General features: G+C 66.6%; 15 protein-coding genes. 13 read left to right on the top strand and 2 right to left on the bottom strand.

Annotated elements, in window-relative coordinates:
- Positions 1–19: 19 nt before the first annotated feature.
- From H7J93_RS00870 to H7J93_RS00815, 12 genes are all read left to right on the top strand, one after another.
- Positions 20–787, top strand: coding sequence for an endonuclease/exonuclease/phosphatase family protein (locus H7J93_RS00870; RefSeq protein ID WP_267304412.1), 768 nt, complete (start codon positions 20–22; stop codon positions 785–787).
- A 17-nt stretch (positions 788–804) separates the two neighbouring features.
- Entirely contained in the window at positions 805–4,986 is a 4,182-nt protein-coding gene (locus tag H7J93_RS00865; RefSeq protein ID WP_267304411.1) for a glycoside hydrolase family 38 N-terminal domain-containing protein, read from the top strand.
- Positions 4,983–5,531 (top strand): DUF7158 domain-containing protein, encoded by a 549-nt coding sequence (locus H7J93_RS00860; RefSeq protein WP_267304410.1) that lies wholly within the window; start codon positions 4,983–4,985, stop codon positions 5,529–5,531. Before H7J93_RS00865 ends, H7J93_RS00860 begins: the two co-directional genes overlap by 4 nt.
- Positions 5,531–6,439, top strand: a complete 909-nt coding sequence (locus H7J93_RS00855) for an ROK family protein (protein WP_267304409.1) — start codon at positions 5,531–5,533, stop codon at positions 6,437–6,439. Before H7J93_RS00860 ends, H7J93_RS00855 begins: the two co-directional genes overlap by 1 nt.
- Before the next feature lie 264 nt (positions 6,440–6,703).
- Positions 6,704–7,276, top strand: a complete 573-nt coding sequence (rplJ, locus tag H7J93_RS00850; RefSeq protein WP_267304408.1) for a 50S ribosomal protein L10 — start codon at positions 6,704–6,706, stop codon at positions 7,274–7,276.
- Between the two features lie 42 nt (positions 7,277–7,318).
- Complete coding sequence (gene rplL, locus H7J93_RS00845; RefSeq protein WP_267304407.1) at positions 7,319–7,711, top strand: 50S ribosomal protein L7/L12; 393 nt, start codon at positions 7,319–7,321, stop codon at positions 7,709–7,711.
- Positions 7,712–7,961: 250 nt separating this feature from the next.
- A complete protein-coding gene (locus tag H7J93_RS00840) occupies positions 7,962–9,038 on the top strand; it encodes an ABC transporter ATP-binding protein (protein WP_267304406.1) in 1,077 nt (358 codons plus the stop codon).
- A 113-nt stretch (positions 9,039–9,151) separates the two neighbouring features.
- Positions 9,152–11,338, top strand: a complete 2,187-nt coding sequence (locus H7J93_RS00835; RefSeq protein WP_267304405.1) for a molybdopterin-containing oxidoreductase family protein — start codon at positions 9,152–9,154, stop codon at positions 11,336–11,338.
- 125 nt (positions 11,339–11,463) lie between these two features.
- Positions 11,464–13,329 carry an alpha/beta hydrolase family protein gene (locus tag H7J93_RS00830; protein ID WP_267304404.1) on the top strand — a complete coding sequence of 622 codons (1,866 nt, stop codon included), beginning with the start codon at positions 11,464–11,466 and terminating at the stop codon, positions 13,327–13,329.
- 409 nt (positions 13,330–13,738) lie between these two features.
- On the top strand, positions 13,739–17,224 hold the full coding sequence (gene rpoB, locus H7J93_RS00825; RefSeq protein WP_372507747.1) for a DNA-directed RNA polymerase subunit beta: 3,486 nt from the start codon (positions 13,739–13,741) through the stop codon (positions 17,222–17,224).
- Between the two features lie 59 nt (positions 17,225–17,283).
- Entirely contained in the window at positions 17,284–21,249 is a 3,966-nt protein-coding gene (locus tag H7J93_RS00820; protein WP_267304402.1) for a DNA-directed RNA polymerase subunit beta', read from the top strand.
- Between the two features lie 109 nt (positions 21,250–21,358).
- Complete coding sequence (locus H7J93_RS00815) at positions 21,359–22,327, top strand: calcium/sodium antiporter (RefSeq protein WP_267304673.1); 969 nt, start codon at positions 21,359–21,361, stop codon at positions 22,325–22,327.
- An 87-nt stretch (positions 22,328–22,414) separates the two neighbouring features.
- Here H7J93_RS00815 and H7J93_RS00810 read toward each other — a convergent pair whose 3' ends face one another.
- Both H7J93_RS00810 and H7J93_RS00805 read right to left on the bottom strand, forming a co-directional pair.
- Positions 22,415–23,347 (bottom strand): NmrA family NAD(P)-binding protein, encoded by a 933-nt coding sequence (locus tag H7J93_RS00810; protein WP_267304401.1) that lies wholly within the window; start codon positions 23,345–23,347, stop codon positions 22,415–22,417.
- A 30-nt stretch (positions 23,348–23,377) separates the two neighbouring features.
- Entirely contained in the window at positions 23,378–23,689 is a 312-nt protein-coding gene (locus H7J93_RS00805; protein ID WP_504928429.1) for a hypothetical protein, read from the bottom strand.
- A gap of 211 nt (positions 23,690–23,900) precedes the next feature.
- On the opposite strand from H7J93_RS00805, the gene H7J93_RS00800 reads away from it, so the two are divergent.
- Positions 23,901–24,791: IS110 family RNA-guided transposase (locus H7J93_RS00800; RefSeq protein ID WP_267304399.1), on the top strand; the 891-nt coding region annotated here is incomplete at its 3' end.

The following is a 24,791-nucleotide window of genomic DNA, read 5'->3' as shown; positions in this document are numbered from 1 at the left end:
TGCGGGTATGTGAGTACCCATGCGGATGGCCACTTTCAACATCCTGCACGGTCGCAGCGTGCATGACGGTGTTGTGCACCGGGACCGACTCATCGACGCGATACGGAAACTCGACCCCGACATCCTCGCGCTGCAGGAGGTCGACCTCGACCAACCGCGCTCCGGGATGGCCGATCTGACCGCGGCTGCCGCGCTTGCGATGGACGCGGTGAGCCATCGGTTCGTGGCCGCGATCGCGGGCACGCCCGGTGCGACGTGGATGGCCGCAACCGGGCGCGAACAGCCTGGCACCGCGGCCTACGGCATCGCCCTGCTGTCGCGATACCCGGCCGACGACTGGCAGGTGGTGCGGCTGCCGCGCGTCCCGATCAGGTTTCCGATGTACCTGCGTGGCCCCAACCGCGTGCAGATCGTCAACGAAGAACCGCGGGCGGCGGCGATCGCGCGACTGCAGACCCCGGTGGGGCCGCTGACCGTCGCCAACACGCATCTGTCGTTCGTGCCCGGGTGGAATCGCAGGCAACTGCGGATGCTCATGCGGGATCTGCGCGGATTTCCCGGTCCGCACGTGCTGATGGGTGATCTGAACATGGCGCCGTCGCGAGTGGGTCGCCTGAGTGGACTGCGGTCGCTCGGCCAGGCGTCGACGTTTCCCGCCGACGGACCCGAGACGCAGCTCGACCACATCCTGACCGACGACGACGGACTGCTCGCCACCAATTGCTGCGCGCCGAGGCTCGCGATCTCGGATCACCGAGCCCTTGTCATCGACATTTCGAGGGCCTGACGCCGTAGGGTTTTGGCGTGCACGTGATCTCCGCGGAGGCGACGCAACTTTTCACCGGGCCGTCGCAGGCGCCACAGCAGTTGGTGCGGGTCACCTACACCGACGGCGCCGGGAGCGTGCGCATCGAAGGTGACCGCCTGACCGGGCGCGCCAAGGCCGACCCCGGCGACGGCAGCATCGAGGTGCCTGTCGTGGTGACCGATCCGATCCCCGGCCAGGTTCGCGACGCGAGGGTGATCGCCGGGGACAGCATCACGCCGTTCGAGTTCACCGTCGCCGAACCAGGCTGGACCATGTACATGATCAGCCACTTTCACTACGACCCGGTGTGGTGGAACACCCAAGGGGCGTACACGAGTCTGTGGACCGAGGACCCACCCGGGCGCTGTAGGCAGACCAACGGCTTCGACTTGGTACGGGCTCACCTCGAAATGGCGCGGCGCGAACCCGAGTACAAGTTCGTGCTGGCCGAGGTCGACTACCTCAAGCCGTTCTGGGACACCCATCCCGAGGAACGCGCCGACCTGCGCAGGTTCATCGCCGAGGGCCGAGTCGAGATCATGGGCGGCACCTACAACGAACCCAACACCAACCTCACCAGCCCCGAAACCACGATCCGGAACTTCGTGCACGGCATAGGGTTTCAGCGCGGCATCCTCGGAGCCGACCCGGCCACCGCGTGGCAACTCGATGCGTTCGGGCACGACCCCCAGTTCCCCGGCATGGCAGCCGACGCGGGGTTGACGTCCAGTTCGTGGGCGCGGGGGCCGCATCACCAGTGGGGTCCGATGGCCGGCGGCGGCGATCCCGAGCGTATGCAGTTCAGCAGCGAGTTCGAGTGGATCGCGCCGTCCGGTCGCGGTCTGCTGACCCATTACATGCCAGCGCATTACGCGGCCGGCTGGTGGATGGACTCGGCGGCGACACTCGAAGAGGCCGAGGCCGCGACGTACGAGTTGTTCGCGTCGCTGAAGAAGGTGGCGTTGACGCGCAACGTGCTGTTGCCGGTCGGCACGGACTACACGCCGCCGAACAAGTGGGTCACGGAGATCCATCGAGACTGGAACGAGCGCTACACGTGGCCGAAGTTCGTGTGCGCGTTGCCAAGAGAGTTCTTCGCCGCGGTGCGCGCCGAGCTCACCGAGCGCGGTGTCGAGGCCTCGCCGCAGACCCGCGACATGAACCCGATCTACACCGGGTGCCACGTGTCCTACATCGACACCAAGCAGGCGAACCGGGCGACGGAGGACGCCGTGCTCGACGCCGAGAAGTTCGCGGTGTTCGCGGGTCTGCTCGGCGGCGCGACCTATCCGCAAGCCGCGCTGGCCAAAGCCTGGGTGCAACTCGTCTACGGTGCGCACCACGATGCGATCACCGGCTCGGAATCCGACCAGGTCTACCTCGACCTGCTGACGGGGTGGCGCGACGCGTGGGAACTCGGTACGACGGCACGCGACAACGCGTTGACGCTGTTGTCGCAGGCGGTCGACGGGGACGTCGTCGTCTGGAATGCGCTGGCGCACAAACGCAGTGATGTCGTGACGGCCAGATTCGAAAGGCCCGTCGGCCCGGGTGTCCGGGTGTTCGACTCCGACGGCACCGAGATACCGGCGCATGTCGAGCACGGCGGGCGGTCGGTCAGCTGGCTGGCGCGCGAGGTGCCGTCGTTGGGTTGGCAGTCGTATCGTCTTGAACCCGCCGCATCAGCCGACAACTGGAAGCCGTTGGACGGGAACGAGATCGGCAACAGCCACTACCGGCTGCGGGTGGACCCTGCGCGCGGCGGTGGGGTGGTGTCGCTGGTCGAGGCGGCGTCGGATCGCGAGTTGATCGCCGCCGGCAGGGTCGGCAACGAGCTCGCGGTGTACGACGAGTACCCCGCGCACCCGCAGGCAGGCGAAGGGCCTTGGCATCTGCTGCCGAAGGGTCCGGTCGTCTGCTCATCGGCGGGAGTGGCCGAGGTCCAGGCGTATCGCGGGCCGCTGGGGGAGCGGTTGGTGATCCGTGGTCGCATCGGAGATCTGTTGCGTTACACGCAGACTCTGACGCTATGGCATGACGTGGCGCGGGTCGACTGCTGGACCACCGTCGACGAGTTCACCGGCGCGGACCGCCTGCTGCGGTTGCGCTGGCCCTGCCCGGTCCCCGGGGCACTGCCCGTCAGCGAGGTCGGCGATGCGGTGATCGGCCGCGGATTCGGGCTGCTGCACGAGAAGGGTGAGCAGTCGGCCGTCGACTCGGCCACGCACCCGTGGACGCTGGACAACCCCGCCTACGGCTGGTTCGGCTTGTCGTCGGCGGCCCGGGTGCGGCTGGAAGCCGGACTGCGTGCGATATCCGTGGCCGAGGTGGTGACACCGGCGGGCGCGGCGTCTACCCCGATGGCCCGCGCGCTGATGGTCGCGCTCGTCCGTGCGGGCGTCACCGCCACCTGCAGTGACGCCGACCACCCGCGTTACGGCGATCTCGACGTCGACTCCAACCTTCCCGATGCGCGGATCGCCATCGGTGGACCCGGCCAGAATCCGTTCGCCGCAGCGGTTTTGGCAGCGGCCGATCCGATCTACGCCGAGGAACTCGAGGGTCAGCTCAGGGCGACAGGACAGGCCAGGGTTTGGGTGCCTGCAGGCGCCCCGCTGGTCGACGAGTGGGTGCCGGGTGCGGATCTACGCTCGGTGCGTGCGCTGCCGGTACTCATTGTGGCGGGTTCGAACCTCGAGGCCGCGGTCGACACCCTGGTCGAGGACCTCTCCGACTTCGAGATCGTCGTCGACCAGACGGCGCCTGCGGTACTTGACCCCTTCGAGTCACGCACAGTGGCGGTGCTCAACCGCGGAATGCCCGGATTCGCTGTCGATTCGGACGGCACCCTGCACACGTCGCTGATGCGTTCGTGCACCGGTTGGCCGTCAGGAACCTGGATCGACCCGCCCCGACGCACCGCACCCGACGGATCGAACTTCCAGCTGCAGCACTGGACGCACACCTTCGAGTACGCGGTGGTCTCCGGCGACGGGGACTGGCGTCAGGCAGCGATCCCGGCCCGCAGCGCCGAGTTCTCCCGTCCGCTGCACGCCGTCATCGAGAACACCGGCGCCGCAGGTGGTTTACCCCCGTGGGGATCGCTACTGGAGATCGAGCCGGCGGGCACCGTCCAACTCGGGGCGCTGAAGGCGGCGGGCAACCCGCTGGCGGGCGGTAGCGCCCGGCACGTCCACCCCGTCGACGGGGTCGCGGTCCGCCTGATCGAAACCTCGGGTGCCGCAACGGATGTAGAGGTTCGGTCGGGTCTACGTCGGGTGACGGCGGCCGTCCGCGTCGACCTCCTCGAACAGCCTCGGGTCCAACATCTTTCGTCGGACGACCTCACCCTGCACGGATTCGAGATTGCCACCGTGCTGACCCGGCTGAACTTGCCCAAGGTGCTGGAGGCCGATCACACCGTGCTGGCGCCCGACGCCGAGGTGGCGCAACCGCTGTACGCGCGGTACTGGCTGCACAACCGTGGGCCTGCGCCGCTCGGCGGGTTGCCCGCCGTCGCGCACCTGCATCCGCAGCACGTCGCCGTTGAGCCGGACTCGCAAGCACAGCTGCGTCTTACGGTATCCAGCGACTGCAGCGACACGGTGCTGCACGGCAGGGTCAGGCTGCTGTGTCCGGACGGCTGGACGGCCGATCCCGCCGAGCTGCCGTTCATGCTGCCGCCGGGCGGGCACCTCGCGACCGACGTGCTTCTCGATGCGCCGGAGAATGCGCAGCCGGGCCTGTATCCGATTCGGGCCGAACTCGCCCTGACCGGCCACCACGTCTCGATGCCGCCTTCGTGGCGCCAGGTGGTCGAGGATGTGAGCGTCGTGTCGGTGGGCGCGCCCGCCGACGACAGCCTGCTGCGCTTCGTCGCCGACCCGCAGCCGGTCGACGTCAAGGCGGGCGAACGCGCCGTCCTGACAGCCAAAGTCGCCACCGACGCCTATGCCGACATCGCGGTCGAGGCCCACCTGATCAGCCCGTGGGGAACGTGGGAGTGGATCGGCCCGGCGGCGACGGGCGTCGACCTGACGGCGCGTGGCACGGCCGAACTCAGCTTCGACGTCGCGCCGCCGGCCTGGGCGGAACCCGGTCGATGGTGGGCGCTGATCCGGGTCGCCGGCGCCGGGCAGTTGCTGTATTCGTCGGCGGTCGAGGTGGCGGTCCGATGAGCGTCGCAGCGATGGTCGACGGGGTACCGGTGGCGGTCGAGGAGGTCGATGCACGCGAAGCGCAGCTGCGGGGGTCGCGGGCGGCATCGTCGCTGCCGCGTCCCGGCACCAGCGAGGGGCGGCAGCTGAGGCGTTGGCTGACACAGCTTCTCGTCACCGAACGTGTGGTGGCCGCGGAGGCGAACGCGCGCGGGTTGACCGCCGACGGCGCGCCGTCGGAGGAGGATCTGCTGCCGGACATGACCGTGCGGCTGGAGATCGGCAGCGTCGCGGCGTCGGTGCTCGCCGATCCGTTGGCGCGGACGCTGTTCGTGGCCGTCACGGAAGGCGTCGACGCGACCGACGACGCGGTCGCGGCGTACCAGGCGCGGAATCCGTCGCGCTTCGCCGACGTCGCGGACGTCGCAGAGCACCTGCGCGCCGCGGCGCGGCGTCGCGCGTTCCGGCTGTGGCTGGACGCCCGCTGCGCCGCGCTCGTCGAACTCGCGCCCGGTTATGAGCACCCCGGCGACCCGCGACAGCCCGACAACACCCACCGGCACTGATGAGCGACCCCACCCTCGCGATCGACATCGGCGGCACCAAGATCGCCGCGGGCCTCGTCGACGACGACGGTGCACTGGTGCATCACGCGAAGTTGCCCACACCCGACGGGGATGCCGAGGCGGTGTGGACGGTCGTCGACTCGCTCGTCACCGAGGCGCTCGCGGTGGCCGGCGGTGCCGTGCGTGGCGTCGGCGTCGCGTCGGCCGGGCCGATCGACCTGCTGGCGGGCACCGTCAGCCCGATCAACATCACCGAGTGGCGCCGCTTCCCGATCGTCCAGCGAGTGTCCGCGATCGCCGGTGCGCCGGTGCGGCTCGGCGGCGACGGACTCTGCATGGCGATGGGGGAGCGCTGGCGCGGCGCCGGGCGTGGCGCGGAGTTCATGCTCGGGATGGTGGTGTCGACGGGCGTGGGCGGCGGATTGGTGCTCGACGGTGCTCCGTATGACGGCCGCACCGGCAACGCGGGACATGTCGGCCACGTCGTCGTCGACCCCGACGGTCGACGGTGCGCGTGCGGCGGCCGCGGATGCGTCGAGACGATCGCCAGCGGTCCACGGATGGCGCAGTGGGCGAGGGAGCAGGGCTGGGAGGCGCCCGCGGGCGCCGACGCCAAGGAGCTGGCCGACGCCGCGGCGGTGGGCGACGCGATCGCGCTGCGCGCGTTCAAGCGGGGCGCGACGGCGGTGGCCGCGATGATCGCGTCGGTCGGTGCGGTCTGCGACCTCGACCTCGTCGTCATCGGCGGGGGTGTCGCCAAGGCCGGGGGCCTGCTGTTCGACCCCCTTCGCGAGGCACTGGAGTCCTACACCGGGCTGGACTTCATCCGCGATCTACGTGTCGTGCCCGCTGAACTCGGTGGCGACGCCGGCCTCGTCGGCGCCGCGGCCTTGGCGATTTCGGCGTGACGGGTCTCGCTCAGCGTGACTGCGCACGCCGAAATCGCATGCGTTTTGGCTGATCGGCGGGTGGTCGGCTATTCTTGGCGGCGTTCTACCGAAGACCGTTGGTCACCGAGAAATCGGTTGAAGGTCCGGGACAGCCCGGCGGCCCACGCAGGAGGACGAGGCTAGTGCTGTATTGCGCGCCCCGACCTGTCTGCGTCGGGGCGTTTGTCATTTCCGGACGTGATTCCTCTCGGCCCCGCGGTCCCCATCTACGAGGAGGCATGCATGGCCAAGGCTGACAAGGCCACCGCGGTTGCCGACATCGCCGAACAGTTCAGGGGCTCGACGGCGACGCTCGTCACCGAGTACCGCGGGCTGACGGTTGCCAACCTCAAGGACCTACGCCGTTCGCTCGGCGATTCCGCCACCTACACGGTCGCCAAGAACACGCTGGTCAAGCGTGCCGCGGCGGAGGCGGGCATCGAGGGTCTCGACGAGCTTTTCGTCGGGCCCACTGCGATCGCGTTCGTCAAGGGTGAAGCCGTCGACGCCGCCAAGGCGATCAAGAAGTTCGCCAAGGACAACAAGGCGCTCGTCATCAAGGGCGGCTATATGGACGGCCGCACGCTGAGCGTCTCCGAGGTCGAGCAGATCGCCGATCTGGAGTCGCGTGAGGTTCTGCTGGCCAAGCTGGCCGGCGCGATGAAGGCCAATCTGTCGAAGGCCGCCGGTCTGTTCACTGCGCAGCAGGCGCAGGCAGCCCGGCTGTTCGCGGCACTGCAAGAGAAGAAGGCAGCCGAGGCACCCGCCGAAGCCGCATCCGAGAGCCCGGCGCCGTCCGACGACGCCGCCGAATAAATCCACCACTAGCCCACAAGAAAGAATCAGGAAGGACCAATCATGGCCAAGCTGTCCACCGACGACCTGCTCGAGGCGTTCAAGGAACTGACGCTGCTCGAGCTCTCTGAGTTCGTCAAGAAGTTCGAGGAGACCTTCGAGGTCACCGCCGCTGCCCCGGTCGCCGTCGCGGCCGCAGGCCCGGCCGCTGCCGGTGCGCCCGCCGAGGCCGCCGACGAGCAGTCGGAGTTCGACGTCATCCTCGAGAGCGCCGGCGACAAGAAGATCGGCGTCATCAAGGTTGTCCGCGAGATCGTCTCCGGCCTGGGCCTCAAGGAGGCCAAGGACCTCGTCGACGGCGCTCCCAAGCCGCTGCTCGAGAAGGTCGCCAAGGAGGCTGCCGACGACGCCAAGGCCAAGCTCGAGGCCGCCGGCGCAACGGTCACCGTCAAGTAGCCGCAGCATCACGGAAAAGCCCCCGGTTCGCCGGGGGCTTTTCTTTTGCACGTCCCCCACACGCCCATACCAAGGGGTTTTGCCGCATTTTGAGGTTTCGGCTCACAGACACGTGAAAATTAAATTTCACCAGCGTCAATATCTGTATTGACACTAGTCCGGTGGCGCCGATGGCCGTGCGCTACAGTGACTCAAGCCACAGGCGGGAGGCATGTGGCCAGCGAACATTTTTGGCGGAAGGATCGCGCGCGTGGGCATTGGCATTCAGGTTGAGGGACTCACCAAGTCCTTCGGGCCCCAGCGAATCTGGGAGGACGTCACGCTGGAGATTCCGGCAGGCGAGGTCAGCGTCTTGCTCGGCCCATCCGGTACCGGTAAATCGGTCTTCCTGAAGTCGCTGATCGGCCTGCTGCGTCCCGAGCGAGGCAAGATCATCGTCGACGGAACCAACATCATCGAGTGCACCGCCAAGGAGCTCTACGAGATCCGCACTCTGTTCGGTGTGATGTTCCAGGACGGTGCCCTGTTCGGCTCGATGAGCCTCTACGACAACACCGCTTTCCCCTTGCGTGAGCACACCAAGAAGAAGGAAAGCGAGATCCGAAACATCGTCATGGAGAAGCTCGACCTCGTGGGTCTGGGCGGTGACGAGAACAAGTTCCCCGGCGAGATCTCCGGCGGTATGCGCAAGCGTGCCGGCCTGGCCCGCTCGCTGGTGCTCGACCCGCAGATCATCCTCTGCGATGAGCCGGACTCCGGTCTGGACCCCGTTCGTACGGCCTACCTGTCGCAGCTGCTGATCGACATCAATGCACAGATCGACTGCACGATCCTGATCGTGACGCACAACATCAACATCGCGCGCACGGTGCCCGACAACATGGGCATGCTCTTCCGGAAGCACCTGGTCATGTTCGGTCCCCGCGAGGTGTTGTTGACCAGCGATGAGCCGGTGGTCAAGCAGTTCCTCAACGGCCGCCGTATCGGCCCGATCGGTATGTCGGAGGAGAAGGACGAGTCGACCATGGCCGAAGAGCAGGCCATGATGGATGCCGGCCACCACGACGGCGGTGTCGAGGAGATCGAGGGCGTGCCGCCGCAGATCCAGGCGACGCCGGGCATGCCGGAACGTCGGGCCGTGGCCCGTCGCCAGGCGCGGGTGCGCGAGATCCTGCACACGCTGCCGCCTGCCGCCCAGGAGGCGATCCGCGACGACCTTGAGGGCACTCACCGCTACCACACCAGCGAGTTCGCCGAGCCCACCACGACGCGGCACCACCACGACGAGGACGCCCCGACCGGCGTCATCCCGACCGTCGAGAGGTAAATCTCGTCCCGGGTTCGCCGCCGTGGATAGCTGTTTAACGGGTTGATTGTCTGCACCTGGTGCGGGGGATCAACCCGTTAACGCATGACGGTCCCAGCCGGAGGCGAAGAGGCATGACGAGCGAGCACAAGCCGACGTTCTGCCGGATCTGCGAGCCGCTGTGCGGCATGATCGCGACGGTCGAGGACGGCCGCCTCACGGCACTGCGCCCCGACAAGGATCACCCGATCTCGGCGGGTTTTGCCTGCCAGAAGGGCATCGCGTTCAGCGAGATCGTCAACGATCCCGACAGGGTCACCGAACCGCTGCGTCGTAGCGCCGACGGTGGATTCGAACCGATCGGCTGGGACGAGGCGATGACCGACATCGCCGCCCGGCTGACCGACATCCACCGCAGGCACGGATCCGGCGCGATCGGCTGGTATTACGGCAACCCCGGCGCGTTCAGCTACAGCCACACGCTCAGCCTGAACACGCTGATGTTCGGCTTCGGCCCCAAGTTCCATGTGTTCACCGCAGGTAGCCAGGACGTCAACAACCGGTTCGTGGCCAGCCAGCTGCTGTACGGCTCGCCGCTGGCGCTGCCGGTGCCCGATGTCCTCCGCACCGATCTGCTCGTCGTGATCGGCGCCAATCCCGTTGTGTCCCATGGAAGTGTGCTGACGGTCCCGCGGATCAAGGACCGTATGCAGGACATCGTCAAGCGCGGCGGCCGCGTACTCGTCATCGATCCACGCAAGACGGAGACAGCCGCCGCATTCGAATGGCTGGGCATCGTGCCCGACGGCGACGCCTACCTGCTGCTGTCGCTGCTGAACGTGATGTTCGGCGAGAACCTCGTCGACCGGACCCGGCTTGCCCGCCAGGCCGATGGCGGCGTTTGGCTGGAGCGGCTGGCCGCACCGTTCAGCCCCGAGGCGACGGCGCCGCGCACCGGGATCGGTCCCGACACCGTGCGCTCGCTGGCCCGCGACCTGGTCCGCACCGAACGCGCCGCGGTATACGGCCGCGTCGGCACCAGCATCGGCGAAAACGGCACGCTCACAACCTATCTGCTCGACGCGGTCAACTTGGTGGCCGGAAATCTCGACGTGGCGGGCGGCAGCATGTTCGGCCGCTTCGGGCTGCCCGGCGAGCGTTGGCTGGGCAAAGCGGGTGCCGCACTGCTGCGGTCGACCTACGCGCGAAGGCGCTCACGCATCGGTGACTTCCCGTCGGTGCTCGGATCCGAACCCGCCGCGGTGATGGCCAAGGAGATCACGACGCCCGGCAGCGGTCAGGTCAAGGCGCTACTTGTGAGCGCAGGCAACCCGGTGCTGTCGGTGCCCAACGGCGAGGAGTTGGAAACGGCGCTGGAGTCCCTGGAGTTGATGGTCGGCATCGACCTGTACGTCAACGAGACGCTGGCGCACTGTGACTACGTGTTGCCCGCGGCGTCGATGTACGAGCGCGACGACTTTCCGCTGCCGTTCCAGACCCTGCAACCCACTCCGTTCCGGCAGGCCACCGAAGCCGTCATCGCGCCGGTGGGGCAGGCTCGTCCCGAGTGGGAGATCATCGACGATCTCACGTCACGGCTGCGGCGGCGGACACCGGGCTTCGCGATGCTGACTGCTGTACGAAAGGCGTTGTCACTCTTCGGTGTTCGGCTGAGCCCGCGGTTACTGGTCGACGCGGTAATCCGGCTCGGCGAGGCAGGGGACCGGTTCGGGCTGCGTCGCGGTGGGCTGTCCTTCGGCCGCCTCACCGCGGATCACCCGCACGGTGTCGTGTTGGCGCCGCATCTGCGCGACGGGGTGCTCAAGGACGTCGTCGTCTATCGCGGCGGTCGGGTGCGGCTGCGCCATGACGACATCGCCGCCGAGGTCGACAAGCTCGCGCACCGCGAAGCGCCCGAGGGTTATCCGCTGCGGTTGATCGGCATGCGCGAGGCCCGGTCCGAGAACTCGTGGATGCACAACGCGCCGCTGCTGATGCGCGGCGAACGCACCCAGCATGCGCGCATGCACGTCGACGATGCGGCCGCGGCGAACATCGTCGACGGCGACGTGGTGCGCATCGCCTCGCAGCACGGCGAGATCGAGCTGCCCGTCACCGTCACCAAGGACATCGTCGCCGGCGTGGTGGCGGTACCGCACGGCTGGGGCCACAAGGGGACGGGCGGCTGGCGGCTGGCCAACCGCGCGGGCGGCGCCAACGTGAACAAGCTGATGTCCAGCAACCCCGAGGACATCGAGCGGCTCGCCGGCATGGCGCGGCTGACCGGTGTGCCAATCCGGGTCGAGCGGGCGGCCTCGTAGCGTCGAATCGACGCGCCCCTCATCCATCCTGAGCAAACGTGCGGATTCGGCGCGGAATCGTTGAATCGCCCTAATGAGCTGACAACACACGTTATCTTTCTGGCGGTCAGCGAACAGGAGGGCGCATGGGCGACCGGTTCTTGGTGTGGATGGCGACCGGCGTGGTCACCGCGGGTATTTCGGCTGGGTTGTTGGCCGGGTCGGGCATCGCGATGGCTACCGACGGCGACTCCGGCGACGGCGGCAACACGTCGACGTCATCCTCGTCGGATTCCACGGGCAGCAAGAACGATGGCTCCGCGTCGGCGACGGGCACCCAGAACGGCGGCGGAACGAAGCAAGGCAATGTCGGCGCGGGCAGTCAGCAGGACCGCGACAAGAAGGCCGACGAAAAGCAAGACGACGCCAAGAAGGACGACGACAAGAAGGACGACGAAAAGCAAGACGACGCCAAGAAGGCCGACGCCGCCGGCGAGAACACTCGAGACGAGACGACCGATGACGTCGTCACCGAGCCGGAGGTCACGGCCGGCGAAGGCGTCACCCAAGACGATACGTCCGCGGCGGAAACGGAAACCGGCAACGACTCGCACGTGGAGCATGACGCATCGGGTGGTTCGCAGACGCCAACGGTCGAGACGGCCCTGACCCAGGCCGTCGACAACCGATTCGCGAAGACCACGGAACCGGACGTCGAGGAAAAGACAGCCGTCGTCGAAACCGAACGCGAAGATACCCAGGAATTCGCAACGGAATTCGCCACCGAATTCGTGGCGATGGGGCTCGACACCTCCTTCGTCGAGACACAAGAGCCCGAACTCGCAGCCGTCGAGGTCACGCCCACTGCGAGGACGCAGGCCACCGCCGTCGCGACAGCAACCCCGTTGAACCTTCTACTCGACGTGATCGGGACGATCGTCTTCGGCCTGTACGGCTTCGTCATCCAGCTCTTCGGCGGGCCGCCGATGCTCCCGGCCAACAGCACGGTCACGGTGCACAGCTCGCGGCTACGGATGGACTGCGGGTGCGCACCGGGCGCTGGCGAGAGTGTGCCCGCGGACTGGTACGTCCCCCAGAACTCCCAGCCGGACCGGCTCATCTACCTGCAGCACGGATTCCTGGCCGCCGGGCCGTGGTACAGCCACACCGCCGCCACGATGGCCGAACAGACCAATAGCATCGTCGTCGCCCCGTCGATCACCTCGAACTTCCTGGACTACGGCCAGTGCTGGCTCGGCGGGGCCCCGATGCACCAGGCGATGGCCGGCGTGTTCGCAGACGGCAACACGGCACTCGCCGACAGCGCAGCCGCCGCCGGCTACACCGGTCCGATTCCCGATCGGGTGGTGTTGATGGGTCACTCGCTCGGCGGCGGCGCGGTCTCCGGTATCGCCGGGTACATGACGGACAACGGCAGCGCTGACCGGCTGGCCGGGGTGGTGCTGCTCGACGGTGTCGGTCTCAACGGCCTGATGGCCAGCGACCTGCGGAAGGTCGACGACAGCATCCCGATCTATCAGCTCGCCGCGCCCAAGTACATGTGGAACATGTTCGGCAGCGGCACCGCTGCACTGCTGCAGGCACGGCCCGACGCCGACTTCCACGGCGTGACACTGGCCGGCGGCTCCCACGTCGACACGATGCGCGGCGGCAACTTCCTCATCCAGTTCTCGCAGCAACTGGTGGCGGGGTTCTCCCAGCCGCAGAACGTCGCGGCCGCGCAGATCCTGATGGTGGGCTGGGTGAACGACATGTTTGCGGGCAACCGGGCCACCGGCATCTACCTCGATAGCGGTGAGACGCGCACGATCACCACTCCCGGAGGCGCCGCCACACTGGTTGACCTCCCGAATTCGCTGCGCCGGCCGTACCTCTTGAACTTCCTGGAACCGTTCATGGCGATGAGTGCGGGGCTGTTCACCCTCCAGCCGGGCTGTCTACGGGAGGAGGTCGGATCAAGCGCCAGTTGCACGAACACCGTCGCCGCTTAAGCCTCCGCAAACCGGGGTACCAACGAAAAACCCCACACCAAACACCGCGTTATCTCTTGACGGAAGGGCTTCGAGGGGCCAATCTGTTGGTCAGCAATGTACGGATGGGTTAGAAGAATCGAGTCGCCAGCCAGCGCCCCGACTGTCCGTACGTGCAGTGGTTGAGGAATACGCCGTCCTGCGGTACTGTTGGACGTTGCGCTGGCTGCATCCTGCCCTCCAAACCCGCACCTGACACCGATGTTTTGGCCTGAGTCCGCTCAGTGATCTAGTCGTGTGTCCTGCTTACGGGCGTATTTGGGCTTGAGAAGCCAGCCAAACCGACGCAGATATCGCGATAGGAACGGAACGGCGCTCAAGCCCCTTGAGGCCATCCGGATCGTCGCATGAGGTGCTGGAAGGATGCATCTTGGCAGGGTCCCGCCAATCCAAGTCAGCAGTAGTAACCAATAACTCCGTACCAGGAGCACCAAACCGAATTTCCTTTGCAAAGCTCCGTGAGCCGCTCGAGGTTCCGGGGCTACTTGACGTTCAGACCGAGTCTTTTGAGTGGCTGATCGGTTCGGATCGCTGGCGCGAGAACGCCAAGCTCCGTGGCGACGCCATCGAGCCCGTCGGCGGCCTCGAAGAGGTACTCACCGAGCTCTCGCCGATCGAGGACTTCTCGGGTTCCATGTCGCTGTCGTTCTCCGACCCGCGCTTCGACGAAGTCAAGGCCCCGGTCGACGAGTGCAAAGACAAGGACATGACGTACGCGGCGCCGCTGTTCGTCACGGCCGAGTTCATCAACAACAACACCGGTGAGATCAAGAGCCAGACGGTCTTCATGGGCGACTTCCCGATGATGACCGAGAAGGGCACCTTCATCATCAACGGCACCGAGCGTGTTGTGGTGTCCCAGCTGGTCCGCTCGCCGGGTGTGTACTTCGACGAGAGCATCGACAAGTCCACCGAGAAGACGCTGCACAGCGTCAAGGTGATCCCCGGCCGCGGTGCGTGGCTGGAGTTCGACGTCGACAAGCGCGACACCGTGGGCGTGCGTATCGACCGCAAGCGTCGTCAGCCCGTCACCGTGCTGCTCAAGGCACTGGGCTGGACCAACGAGCAGATCGTGGAGCGCTTCGGCTTCTCCGAGATCATGATGGGCACGCTGGAGAAGGACAACACCGCCGGCACCGACGAGGCGCTGTTGGACATCTACCGCAAGCTGCGCCCGGGCGAGCCGCCGACCAAGGAGTCCGCGCAGACCCTGCTGGAGAACCTGTTCTTCAAGGAGAAGCGCTACGACCTGGCCCGCGTCGGCCGCTACAAGGTGAACAAGAAGCTCGGCCTCAACGCCGGCCAGCCGATCACCAGCTCGACGCTGACCGAAGAGGACGTCGTCGCCACCATCGAGTACCTGGTGCGCCTGCATCAGGGCGATCAGACGATGACCGCCCCCGGCGGAGTCGAGGTTCCCGTTGAGGTCGACGACATCGACCACTTCGGCAACCGTCGTCTGCGTACCGTCGGCGAGCTGATCCAGAACCAGATCCGGGTGGGCCTGTCCCGCATGGAGCGCGTCGTGCGCGAGCGGATGACGACTCAGGACGTCGAGGCGATCACGCCGCAGACCCTGATCAACATCCGTCCCGTCGTGGCGGCCATCAAGGAGTTCTTCGGCACCAGCCAGCTCTCCCAGTTCATGGACCAGAACAACCCGCTGTCGGGCTTGACCCACAAGCGTCGTCTCTCGGCGCTGGGCCCCGGCGGTCTGTCCCGTGAGCGCGCCGGCCTCGAGGTGCGCGACGTGCACTCGAGCCACTACGGCCGCATGTGCCCGATCGAGACGCCGGAAGGCCCGAACATCGGCCTGATCGGCTCGCTGTCGGTGTACGCGCGGGTGAACCCCTTCGGCTTCATCGAGACGCCCTACCGCAAGGTCAAGGACGGCGTCGTCACCGACGACATCGAGTACCTGACCGCCGACGAGGAGGACCGCCACGTCGTGGCGCAGGCCAACTCGCCGACCGACGAGAAGGGCCGCTTCCTCGAGGAGCGCGTCCTGGTTCGCCGGAAGGGCGGCGAGGTCGAGTTCGTGTCCGCCACCGAGGTCGACTACATGGACGTGTCGCCGCGCCAGATGGTGTCGGTCGCGACGGCCATGATCCCGTTCCTCGAGCACGACGACGCCAACCGCGCCCTGATGGGTGCGAACATGCAGCGCCAGGCGGTTCCGCTGGTCCGCAGCGAGGCGCCGCTGGTCGGCACCGGCATGGAGCTGCGCGCCGCGATCGACGCCGGTGACGTCGTCGTCGCCGACAAGGCGGGCGTCATCGAAGAGGTATCCGCCGACTACATCACCGTGATGGCCGACGACGGCACCCGGCACACCTACCGGATGCGCAAGTTCGCGCGGTCCAACCACGGCACCTGCGCCAACCAGCGCCCGATCGTCGACGCCGGCGACCGGGTGGAGGCCGGCCAGGTGATCGCCGACGGTCCGTGCACCGAGAACGGCGAGATGGCACTGGGCAAGAACCTGCTCGTGGCGATCATGCCGTGGGAGGGTCACAACTACGAGGACGCGATCATCCTCTCGAACCGTCTGGTGGAAGAGGACGTGCTCACCTCGATTCACATCGAGGAGCACGAGATCGATGCCCGCGACACCAAGCTGGGCGCCGAGGAGATCACCCGGGACATCCCGAACGTCTCCGATGAGGTGCTGGCCGACCTCGACGAGCGCGGCATCGTTCGCATCGGCGCCGAGGTCCGCGACGGCGACATCCTGGTCGGCAAGGTCACCCCGAAGGGCGAGACCGAGCTGACCCCGGAGGAGCGGCTGCTACGCGCGATCTTCGGTGAGAAGGCGCGCGAGGTCCGCGACACGTCGCTCAAGGTGCCGCATGGTGAGTCCGGCAAGGTCATCGGCATCCGCGTGTTCAGCCGCGAGGATGATGACGAGCTGCCCGCCGGTGTCAACGAGTTGGTCCGCGTCTACGTCGCGCAGAAGCGCAAGATCTCCGATGGCGACAAGCTGGCCGGACGCCACGGCAACAAGGGCGTCATCGGCAAGATCCTGCCCGTCGAGGACATGCCCTTCCTGCCCGACGGCACGCCCGTCGACATCATCCTGAACACGCACGGTGTGCCGCGACGGATGAACATCGGCCAGATCCTGGAGACCCACCTCGGGTGGGCCGCCAAGGCCGGCTGGAAGATCGACGGTTCGCCGGACTGGGCTGCCAACCTGCCCGAGGAGATGCTCGAGGTCGAGCCGAACACCATCGTTTCGACGCCGGTGTTCGACGGTGCCCGCGAAGCCGAACTGCAGGGTCTGCTGTCGGCGACGCTGCCCAACCGCGACGGCGACACGCTCGTCGACGGCGACGGCAAGGCGCAGTTGTTCGACGGCCGCAGTGGTGAACCGTTCCCGTACCCGGTGACGGTCGGCTACATGTACATCCTGAAGCTGCACCACTTGGTCGACGACAAGATCCACGCTCGCTCGACCGGCCCGTACTCGATGATCACTCAGCAGCCGCTGGGCGGTAAGGCGCAGTTCGGTGGTCAGCGATTCGGCGAGATGGAGTGCTGGGCCATGCAGGCCTACGGCGCGGCGTACACGCTGCAGGAGCTCTTGACCATCAAGTCCGACGACACCGTCGGCCGCGTCAAGGTCTACGAGGCGATCGTCAAGGGAGAGAACATCCCCGAGCCGGGCATTCCCGAGTCGTTCAAGGTGCTTCTCAAGGAGCTTCAGTCGCTGTGCCTCAACGTCGAGGTGCTGTCGTCGGACGGTGCCGCGATCGAGATGCGCGACGGCGACGACGAGGACCTGGAGCGCGCTGCCGCGAACCTGGGAATCAACCTGTCCCGCAATGAATCTGCGTCCGTTGAGGACCTTGCCTAAGTCACGGCTCAGCCGTGGTGCCTAATAGTTTCTAGTCCCGAAAGGGGAAAGGGAGTTACGTGTTAGACGTCAACTTCTTCGATGAACTCCGGATCGGTCTCGCGACCGCGGACGACATCCGCAACTGGTCCTACGGCGAGGTCAAGAAGCCGGAGACCATCAACTACCGCACGCTAAAGCCCGAGAAGGACGGCCTGTTCTGCGAGAAGATCTTCGGACCGACTCGCGACTGGGAGTGCTACTGCGGCAAGTACAAGCGTGTCCGCTTCAAGGGCATCATCTGCGAGCGCTGCGGCGTCGAGGTCACTCGCGCCAAGGTGCGTCGTGAGCGGATGGGCCACATCGAGCTGGCCGCGCCCGTCACGCACATCTGGTACTTCAAGGGTGTGCCGTCGCGTCTGGGCTACCTGCTCGACCTGGCGCCAAAGGATCTCGAGAAGATCATCTACTTCGCGGCCTACGTGATCACCGCGGTCGACGACGAGATGCGGCACAACGAGCTGTCGACGCTCGAGGCCGAGATGGCCGTCGAGCGCAAGGCTGTCGAGGATCAGCGCGACGCCGACCTGGAGGCCCGGGCGCAGAAGCTCGAGGCCGACATGAAGGAGCTCGAGGACGAGGGCGCCAAGTCCGACGTCAAGCGCAAGGTGCGTGACGGCGGCGAGCGCGAGATGCGTCAGATCCGCGACCGGGCCCAGCGCGAGCTGGACCGTCTCGAGGAGATCTGGACCACCTTCACCAAGCTGGCTCCCAAGCAGCTCATCGTCGACGAGGTGCTCTACCGCGAGCTCGTCGATCGCTACGGCGAGTACTTCACCGGTGCCATGGGCGCGGAGGCGATCAAGAAGCTCATCGAGAATTTCGACATCGATGCCGAGGCCGAAGAGCTGCGCGACGTGATCCGTAACGGCAAGGGCCAGAAGAAGCTTCGTGCTCTGAAGCGCCTGAAGGTCGTCGCGGCGTTCCAGTCGAACACCAACTCGCCGATGGGCATGGTGCTCGACGCCGTTCCGGTGATCCCGCCGGAGCTTCGCCCGATGGTTCAGCTTGATGGTGGCCGCTTCGCGACCTCCGACCTGAACGACCTGTATCGCCGTGTCATCAACCGCAACAACCGGCTCAAGAGGCTGATCGACCTCGGCGCGCCCGAGATCATCGTCAACAACGAGAAGCGCATGCTTCAGGAGTCGGTGGACGCGCTGTTCGACAACGGCCGCCGCGGCCGTCCCGTCACCGGGCCGGGCAACCGTCCGCTGAAGTCGCTTTCGGATCTGTTGAAGGGCAAGCAGGGCCGGTTCCGTCAGAACCTGCTCGGTAAGCGCGTCGACTACTCGGGCCGGTCGGTCATCGTGGTCGGTCCGCAGCTCAAGCTGCACCAGTGCGGTCTGCCCAAGCTGATGGCGCTGGAGCTGTTCAAGCCGTTCGTGATGAAGCGTCTGGTCGACCTGAACCACGCGCAGAACATCAAGAGCGCCAAGCGGATGGTCGAGCGTCAGCGTCCCCAGGTGTGGGATGTCCTCGAAGAGGTCATCGGTGAGCACCCGGTGCTGCTGAACCGTGCACCGACGCTGCACCGCCTCGGCATTCAGGCCTTCGAGCCGCAGCTCGTGGAGGGCAAGGCAATTCAGCTGCACCCGCTGGTGTGTGAGGCGTTCAACGCCGACTTCGACGGCGACCAGATGGCCGTGCACCTTCCGCTGTCGGCGGAGGCGCAGGCCGAGGCTCGCATCCTGATGCTGTCGTCGAACAACATCCTGTCGCCGGCATCGGGCCGCCCGCTGGCCATGCCGCGTCTGGACATGGTGACCGGGTTGTTCTACCTGACCACCATGATCGAGGGCGACACCGGCGAGTACACGCCGGCGGCCAAGGACAAGCCGGAGACGGGTGTGTACAGCTCACCCGCCGAGGCCATCATGGCGATGGACCGCGGTGCGTTGAGCGTTCGCGCCAACATCCGGGTGCGGCTGACCCAGCTGCGTCCGCCCGCCGAGATCGAGGCCGAGCTGTTCCCGGAGGGCTGGAAGCCGGGCGACGCTTGGACTGCGGACACCACGCTGGGCCGGGTGATGTTCAACGAGCTTCTCCCGCAGGCGTATCCGTTCGTCAACGAGCAGATGCACAAAAAGGTGCAGGCGCGGATCGTCAACGATCTGGCCGAGCGCTACCCGATGATCGTCGTCGCGCAGACGGTGGACAAGCTCAAGGACGCCGGCTTCTACTGGGCCACCCGAAGTGGAGTGACGGTCTCCATGGCTGATGTGTTGGTTCCACCACAGAAGCAGGAGATCCTGGAGCGTCACGAGCTCGAGGCCGACCGGATCGAGAAGCAGTACCAGCGCGGCGCGCTCAACCACGACGAGCGCAACGAAGCGTTGGTGAAGATCTGGCAGAACGCCACCGAAGAGGTCGGTGAGGCGCTGGAGGCGCACTACCCCGAGGACAACCCGATCATCACGATCGTGAAGTCGGGCGCCACGGGCAACCTGACCCAGACCCGCACGCTGGCGGGCATGAAGGGTCTGGTGACCAACCCGAAGGGTGAGTTCATCCCGCGTCCGATCAAGTCCTCGTTCCGTGAGGGCCTGACGGTGCTGGAGTACTTCATCAACACCCACGGTGCGCGAAAGGGTCTGGCGGACACGGCACTTCGTACCGCTGACTCGGGTTACCTGACCCGTCGTCTGGTGGACGTCAGCCAGGACGTCATCGTGCGCGAGACCGACTGCGAGACCGAGCGCGGCATCAACGTCACGCTGGCCGAGAAGCAGGTCTCTCCGGATGGTGGGGCTACGCTGATCCGCGATCAGCACATCGAAACCTCGGCCTACGCCCGCACTTTGGCGCAGGACGCGGTCGACGCCGACGGCAACGTCATCGTCGAGCGTGGCCACGACCTGGGTGACCCGGCGATCGAGGCGCTGCTGGCTGCCGGCATCACCGAGGTGAAGGTCCGCTCCGTGCTGACCTGCGGCACCGGTACCGGCGTGTGCGCGATGTGCTACGGCCGTTCGATGGCGACGGGCAAGCTCGTCGACATCGGCGAGGCGGTCGGCATCGTGGCCGCGCAGTCCATCGGTGAGCCCGGTACGCAGCTGACCATGCGGACGTTCCACCAGGGTGGCGTCTCTGGTGGTAGCGACATCGTCGGTGGTCTGCCCCGCGTGCAGGAGCTGTTCGAGGCCCGTATCCCGCGTGACAAGGCGCCGATCGCCGATGTCTCCGGACGCGTGCAACTCGAGGAGGGCGAGCGCTTCTACAAGATCACCATCATCCCGGATGACGGTGGCGAAGAAGTGGTGTACGACAAGCTCTCTCGTCGTCAGCGCCTGAAGGTGTTCAAGCACGACGACGGCACCGAGCGGCTGCTGTCCGACGGCGACCACGTCGAGGTGGGCCAGCAGCTGATGGAAGGCTCGGCCGATCCGCACGAGGTGCTTCGTGTCCAGGGTCCCCGCGAGGTGCAGATCCACCTCGTCAAGGAGGTCCAGGAGGTCTACCGCGCTCAGGGCGTGTCGATCCACGACAAGCACATCGAGGTCATCGTCCGGCAGATGCTGCGGCGCGTCACGATCATCGATTCGGGTGCGACGGAGTTCCTGCCCGGCTCGCTGACCGAGCGCGGCGAGTTCGAGACCGAGAACCGTCGGGTGGTCGCCGAGGGCGGCGAGCCCGCGGCGGGTCGTCCGGTGCTGATGGGTATCACGAAGGCATCGCTGGCCACGGACTCGTGGCTGTCGGCGGCGTCGTTCCAGGAGACCACGCGCGTGCTCACCGATGCGGCGATCAACTGCCGCAGCGACAAGCTGCAGGGTCTGAAGGAGAACGTGATCATCGGCAAGCTGATCCCGGCCGGTACCGGTATCAACCGGTACCGCAACATCCAGGTGCAGCCGACCGAGGAAGCACGGGCCGCGGCGTACACGATCCCGTCCTACGAGGATCAGTACTACAGCCCGGACTTCGGCCAGGCGACCGGTGCCGCAGTGCCGTTGGACGATTACGGCTACAGCGACTACCGCTAGCTAGGTTCTGCGCGAGGGCCCACGCGTAGGCTGGGGACAGACGCGAACACCCCCAAAATCTAGCGATTTTGGGGGTTTTCGCGTCTTTTCACGAGGAGACTCGACGGTGGTGGTTGCGCACGCGGCGTGGTTCGTGGTGGGGTTGGCCGCCCTGGTCGCCGGGGCGGAAGTGATGGTGCGCGGCGCGACGAAGATCGCCTCGCGACTGGGCATCAGCGCGATCGTCGTCGGCCTGACGGTGGTGGCGATCGGCACGAGCATGCCCGAACTGGCGATCGGCGTGGTCGCCGCGTCGGAGGGCACCGGCGCGCTGGCGGTCGGCAACATCGCGGGCGCCAACGTGATCAATCTGCTGTTCGTACTCGGTCTGAGCGCGCTGATGCTGCCGCTGGCCATCGAAATGCGCACGCTTCGTTTCGAACTGCCGGTGATGGCGGTCGCCGCCGTCCTGCTGATGATTCTCGCGTTCGACGGCGTGCTGTCCCGAGTCGACGGCATGATCCTGGTGGTCTGTGCGGTGGTCTACACCTTCGCCGTGATTCAGGCTGCACGACGGGAAACGCGTGATGCTGCAGCCGAATTCGTCCCGGCCTATCCGGCCGATACCACCGGCGGTCGCAGCACCGCCCTGCATGTCGCGATGATGGTCGGCGGCATCGCGATCATCGTGCTCGGCGCCGATCGGCTGGTCGACGCCGCAGTCGGGATCGCAGGCGGATTCGGCGTATCGGATGCGCTGATCGGGCTGACGGTCGTCGCCATCGGCACGACCGCTCCCGAACTCGTCACCACCGTCGTCTCCACGCTGCGCGGCGACAGGGACATCGCCATCGGGAACCTGCTCGGTAGCAGCATCTACAACATCCTGCTGATCCTCGGCATCACCTGCCTGATACCCGCACACGGCCTCGAACTGCCGTCCGCGCTGGTGCGTATCGACATCCCGATCATGGTGGCCGTGACCTTGGCATGCATCCCGATCTTCATCTCCGGTCGACGGGTCCATCGTGGCGAAGGCGCGGCCATGGTGTGCGCATACGTCGCCTTTTTGGTCTTCCTGCTTACGACCCAGACCTGAGTGCGCCGACGAGCAGACGCATACACCCCCTATTTCCACGTGATTTGGGGGTGTACGCGTCTGCTCGCGAGGAGACTCGGCCGCGCGTCAGGCGGGTTGGCGTGCCGCGAACCCGGCGAGGTTTGCCTGCAGATAGTCGCGCACGGTCACCGGCTCGCGGCCAATGAGATCGCGTAGCGCATCCACGTCGGCGGGCAGCGTGCGACCACTCCGGGCCACCATGTCACCTACCGCCGAAATGTGCTGCGCCATCGCGCCGTTCACGACATCCTCACCGTCGTACAGGGACTGCGCCTCCAGATCGCGACGCCACTCCTCCTGCGTGACGGCCTCGTACCGGACATCGACGGAGCTGAGTTCGGTGATCAGCTCGGCGATCTCGACGTGGCTGAGCACCTCCGCGCCCTTCGCATAATAGATCGGCTCGGCGAACCGCTCCGGCCTCAACAGCGCGGTCAGAGCCAGTTCTGCGGCGTCGCCACCGCTGATCCACGCGACTTCGTTGGGCCCGAAAGAGTTGCGGATGACCCCGCGTTCGATGACCGAACGACCATGCAGCACAGCGAGGTTCTCATGGAACAGCGCCGCCACCCGAAGGATGAGGACGTCGAGGCCGGCCCACTGCAGGATCTCCTCGGCGAGCCACTGGGCCCGCCCCAGAGCGCTCGGGCTTTCGGGCTGCGCCGGGCCCATCGACATCACCACCGTCCTGGGCCGGCGCCCGACCTCGCGCACCGCGGCGGCGTAATTGGCCGCCGCCGGAACAACTCCCGCATCGATCGGATAGGTGAAGTACGCCAGGTCGACATCGGCCAGCGCGGGCACCAGCGTCCGACGGTCGTGCAGGTCGCCGACGACGACTTCGGCACCCAGCGCGGCGAGCCGGTCGGTGCGCTCGCCGAGGGTGCGAGCCAGCACCCGGACCGCCCGGCCTTCCTCGCGCAGGCGTCGCACCAGGTATTCGCCGGTGTTGCCGTGACGTCCGGTCGCTCCGGTCACCAGGATCGGGTTGGTGGTCATAGATTGCATCTCCTCGGGGTCGGATGGACGTCAGTCGAAGGTGAACAGGACCTTGCCGCCGCGCTGGGTGGCCTGGGCGTGCGCGAACGCCTTCTGGTGCTCGTCGAGGTGGTAGGTGGCCTCGACGGGTACCGACAGTTCGTCGTCGGCCACCAGGCCTGCGAGGTAGGAGAGCGTCTCCACGACCTCCTGCCGCGGCGCGGAGAAGTACCAGTTGCCAAGCCAGAAGCCCGTATACCGAATCTCCTTGGCGAACAGCGCGGCGGTCGACGGGCCCGTCGGCGCACCGGTCAGTGAGCCGTAGGTGATGGCGGTGCCGCCGAACTCCAACGCGTCGACCAGGCTCGCGTCAGTGTCAGGGTGAGGGCACCGCTTCTTGCGGTGGTTGGATCCTGATCATCTGGTGTCTGGCTCATAGGCTCGCTGCCGCCTTCGGGTTGGCGTGCATGCGTTTTGTCGGCATCAGGTGTGANAGGAGCGTGGCACCGCCCCCACTGAGGTATGTCCGCCGACCGGCCCAACCGTCACCTCACAGTGAATGGAGGCAACCACCATGGTTGTTGTTGGAGCCGACGTACACAAGCGCACGCACACCTTCGTGGCCGTCGACCAGGCGGGGCGCAGGCTCGCCGAGAAGACCGTTACCGCGGTCACCGCCGGGCATGCCGAGGCGGTGATGTGGGCCCGTGAGCAGTTCGGGACCGATGTNGTCTGGGCGATCGAGGACTGTCGGCATCTATCGGCCCGCCTGGAACGCGATCTGCTTGCCCAGGGGCAGAAGGTGGTGCGGGTACCCCCGAAGTTGATGGCTCAGACCCGGGCTTCGGCGCGCACCCGGGGTAAGTCCGATCCGATCGACGCGTTGGCGGTCGCGCGTGGTTTCCTGCGTGAGCCTGATCTGCCGGTGGCCTCCCATGANGAGGTGTCGCGTGAGTGCAAACTTCTGGTGGATCGCCGGGAAGTTCTTGTGGCACAACGCACGGCGACGATCAACCGGTTGCTGTGGCGGGTTCATGAACTCGATCCTGAACGTGCACCCAAACCGCGCTCGCTCGATCTTGCCAAGCACCGACAGATCCTCGGTGATTGGTTGGAGGGCCAGAGCGGGATCGTCGCCGAACTGGCCCGCGACGAGCTCGCCGACATCACCCGCCTCACTGAAATGATCAACGCGTTGGCCAAGCGCATTGGCCAACGCGTGCGCCTGGTGGCTCCGGTGTTGTTGGCGATGCCCGGCTGTGGCGAGCTGACCGCGGCCAAGCTGGTCGGGGAGTCCGCCGGGGTCACTCGGTTCAAAAGCGAGGCGGCCTTCGCCCGTCACGCTGGGGTCGCGCCGGTGCCGGTGTGGTCAGGCAAGACCCGCGGTCGCGTCCGAATGACCCGTTCGGGCAACCGTCAACTCAACGCCGCGCTGCACCGCATCGCGGTCACCCAAATCCGCCTC

The organism is Mycobacterium barrassiae (genome assembly GCF_025822765.1).
Lineage (GTDB): Bacteria > Actinomycetota > Actinomycetes > Mycobacteriales > Mycobacteriaceae > Mycobacterium > Mycobacterium barrassiae.
This window is presented reverse-complemented; position numbering and strand designations above follow the sequence as displayed.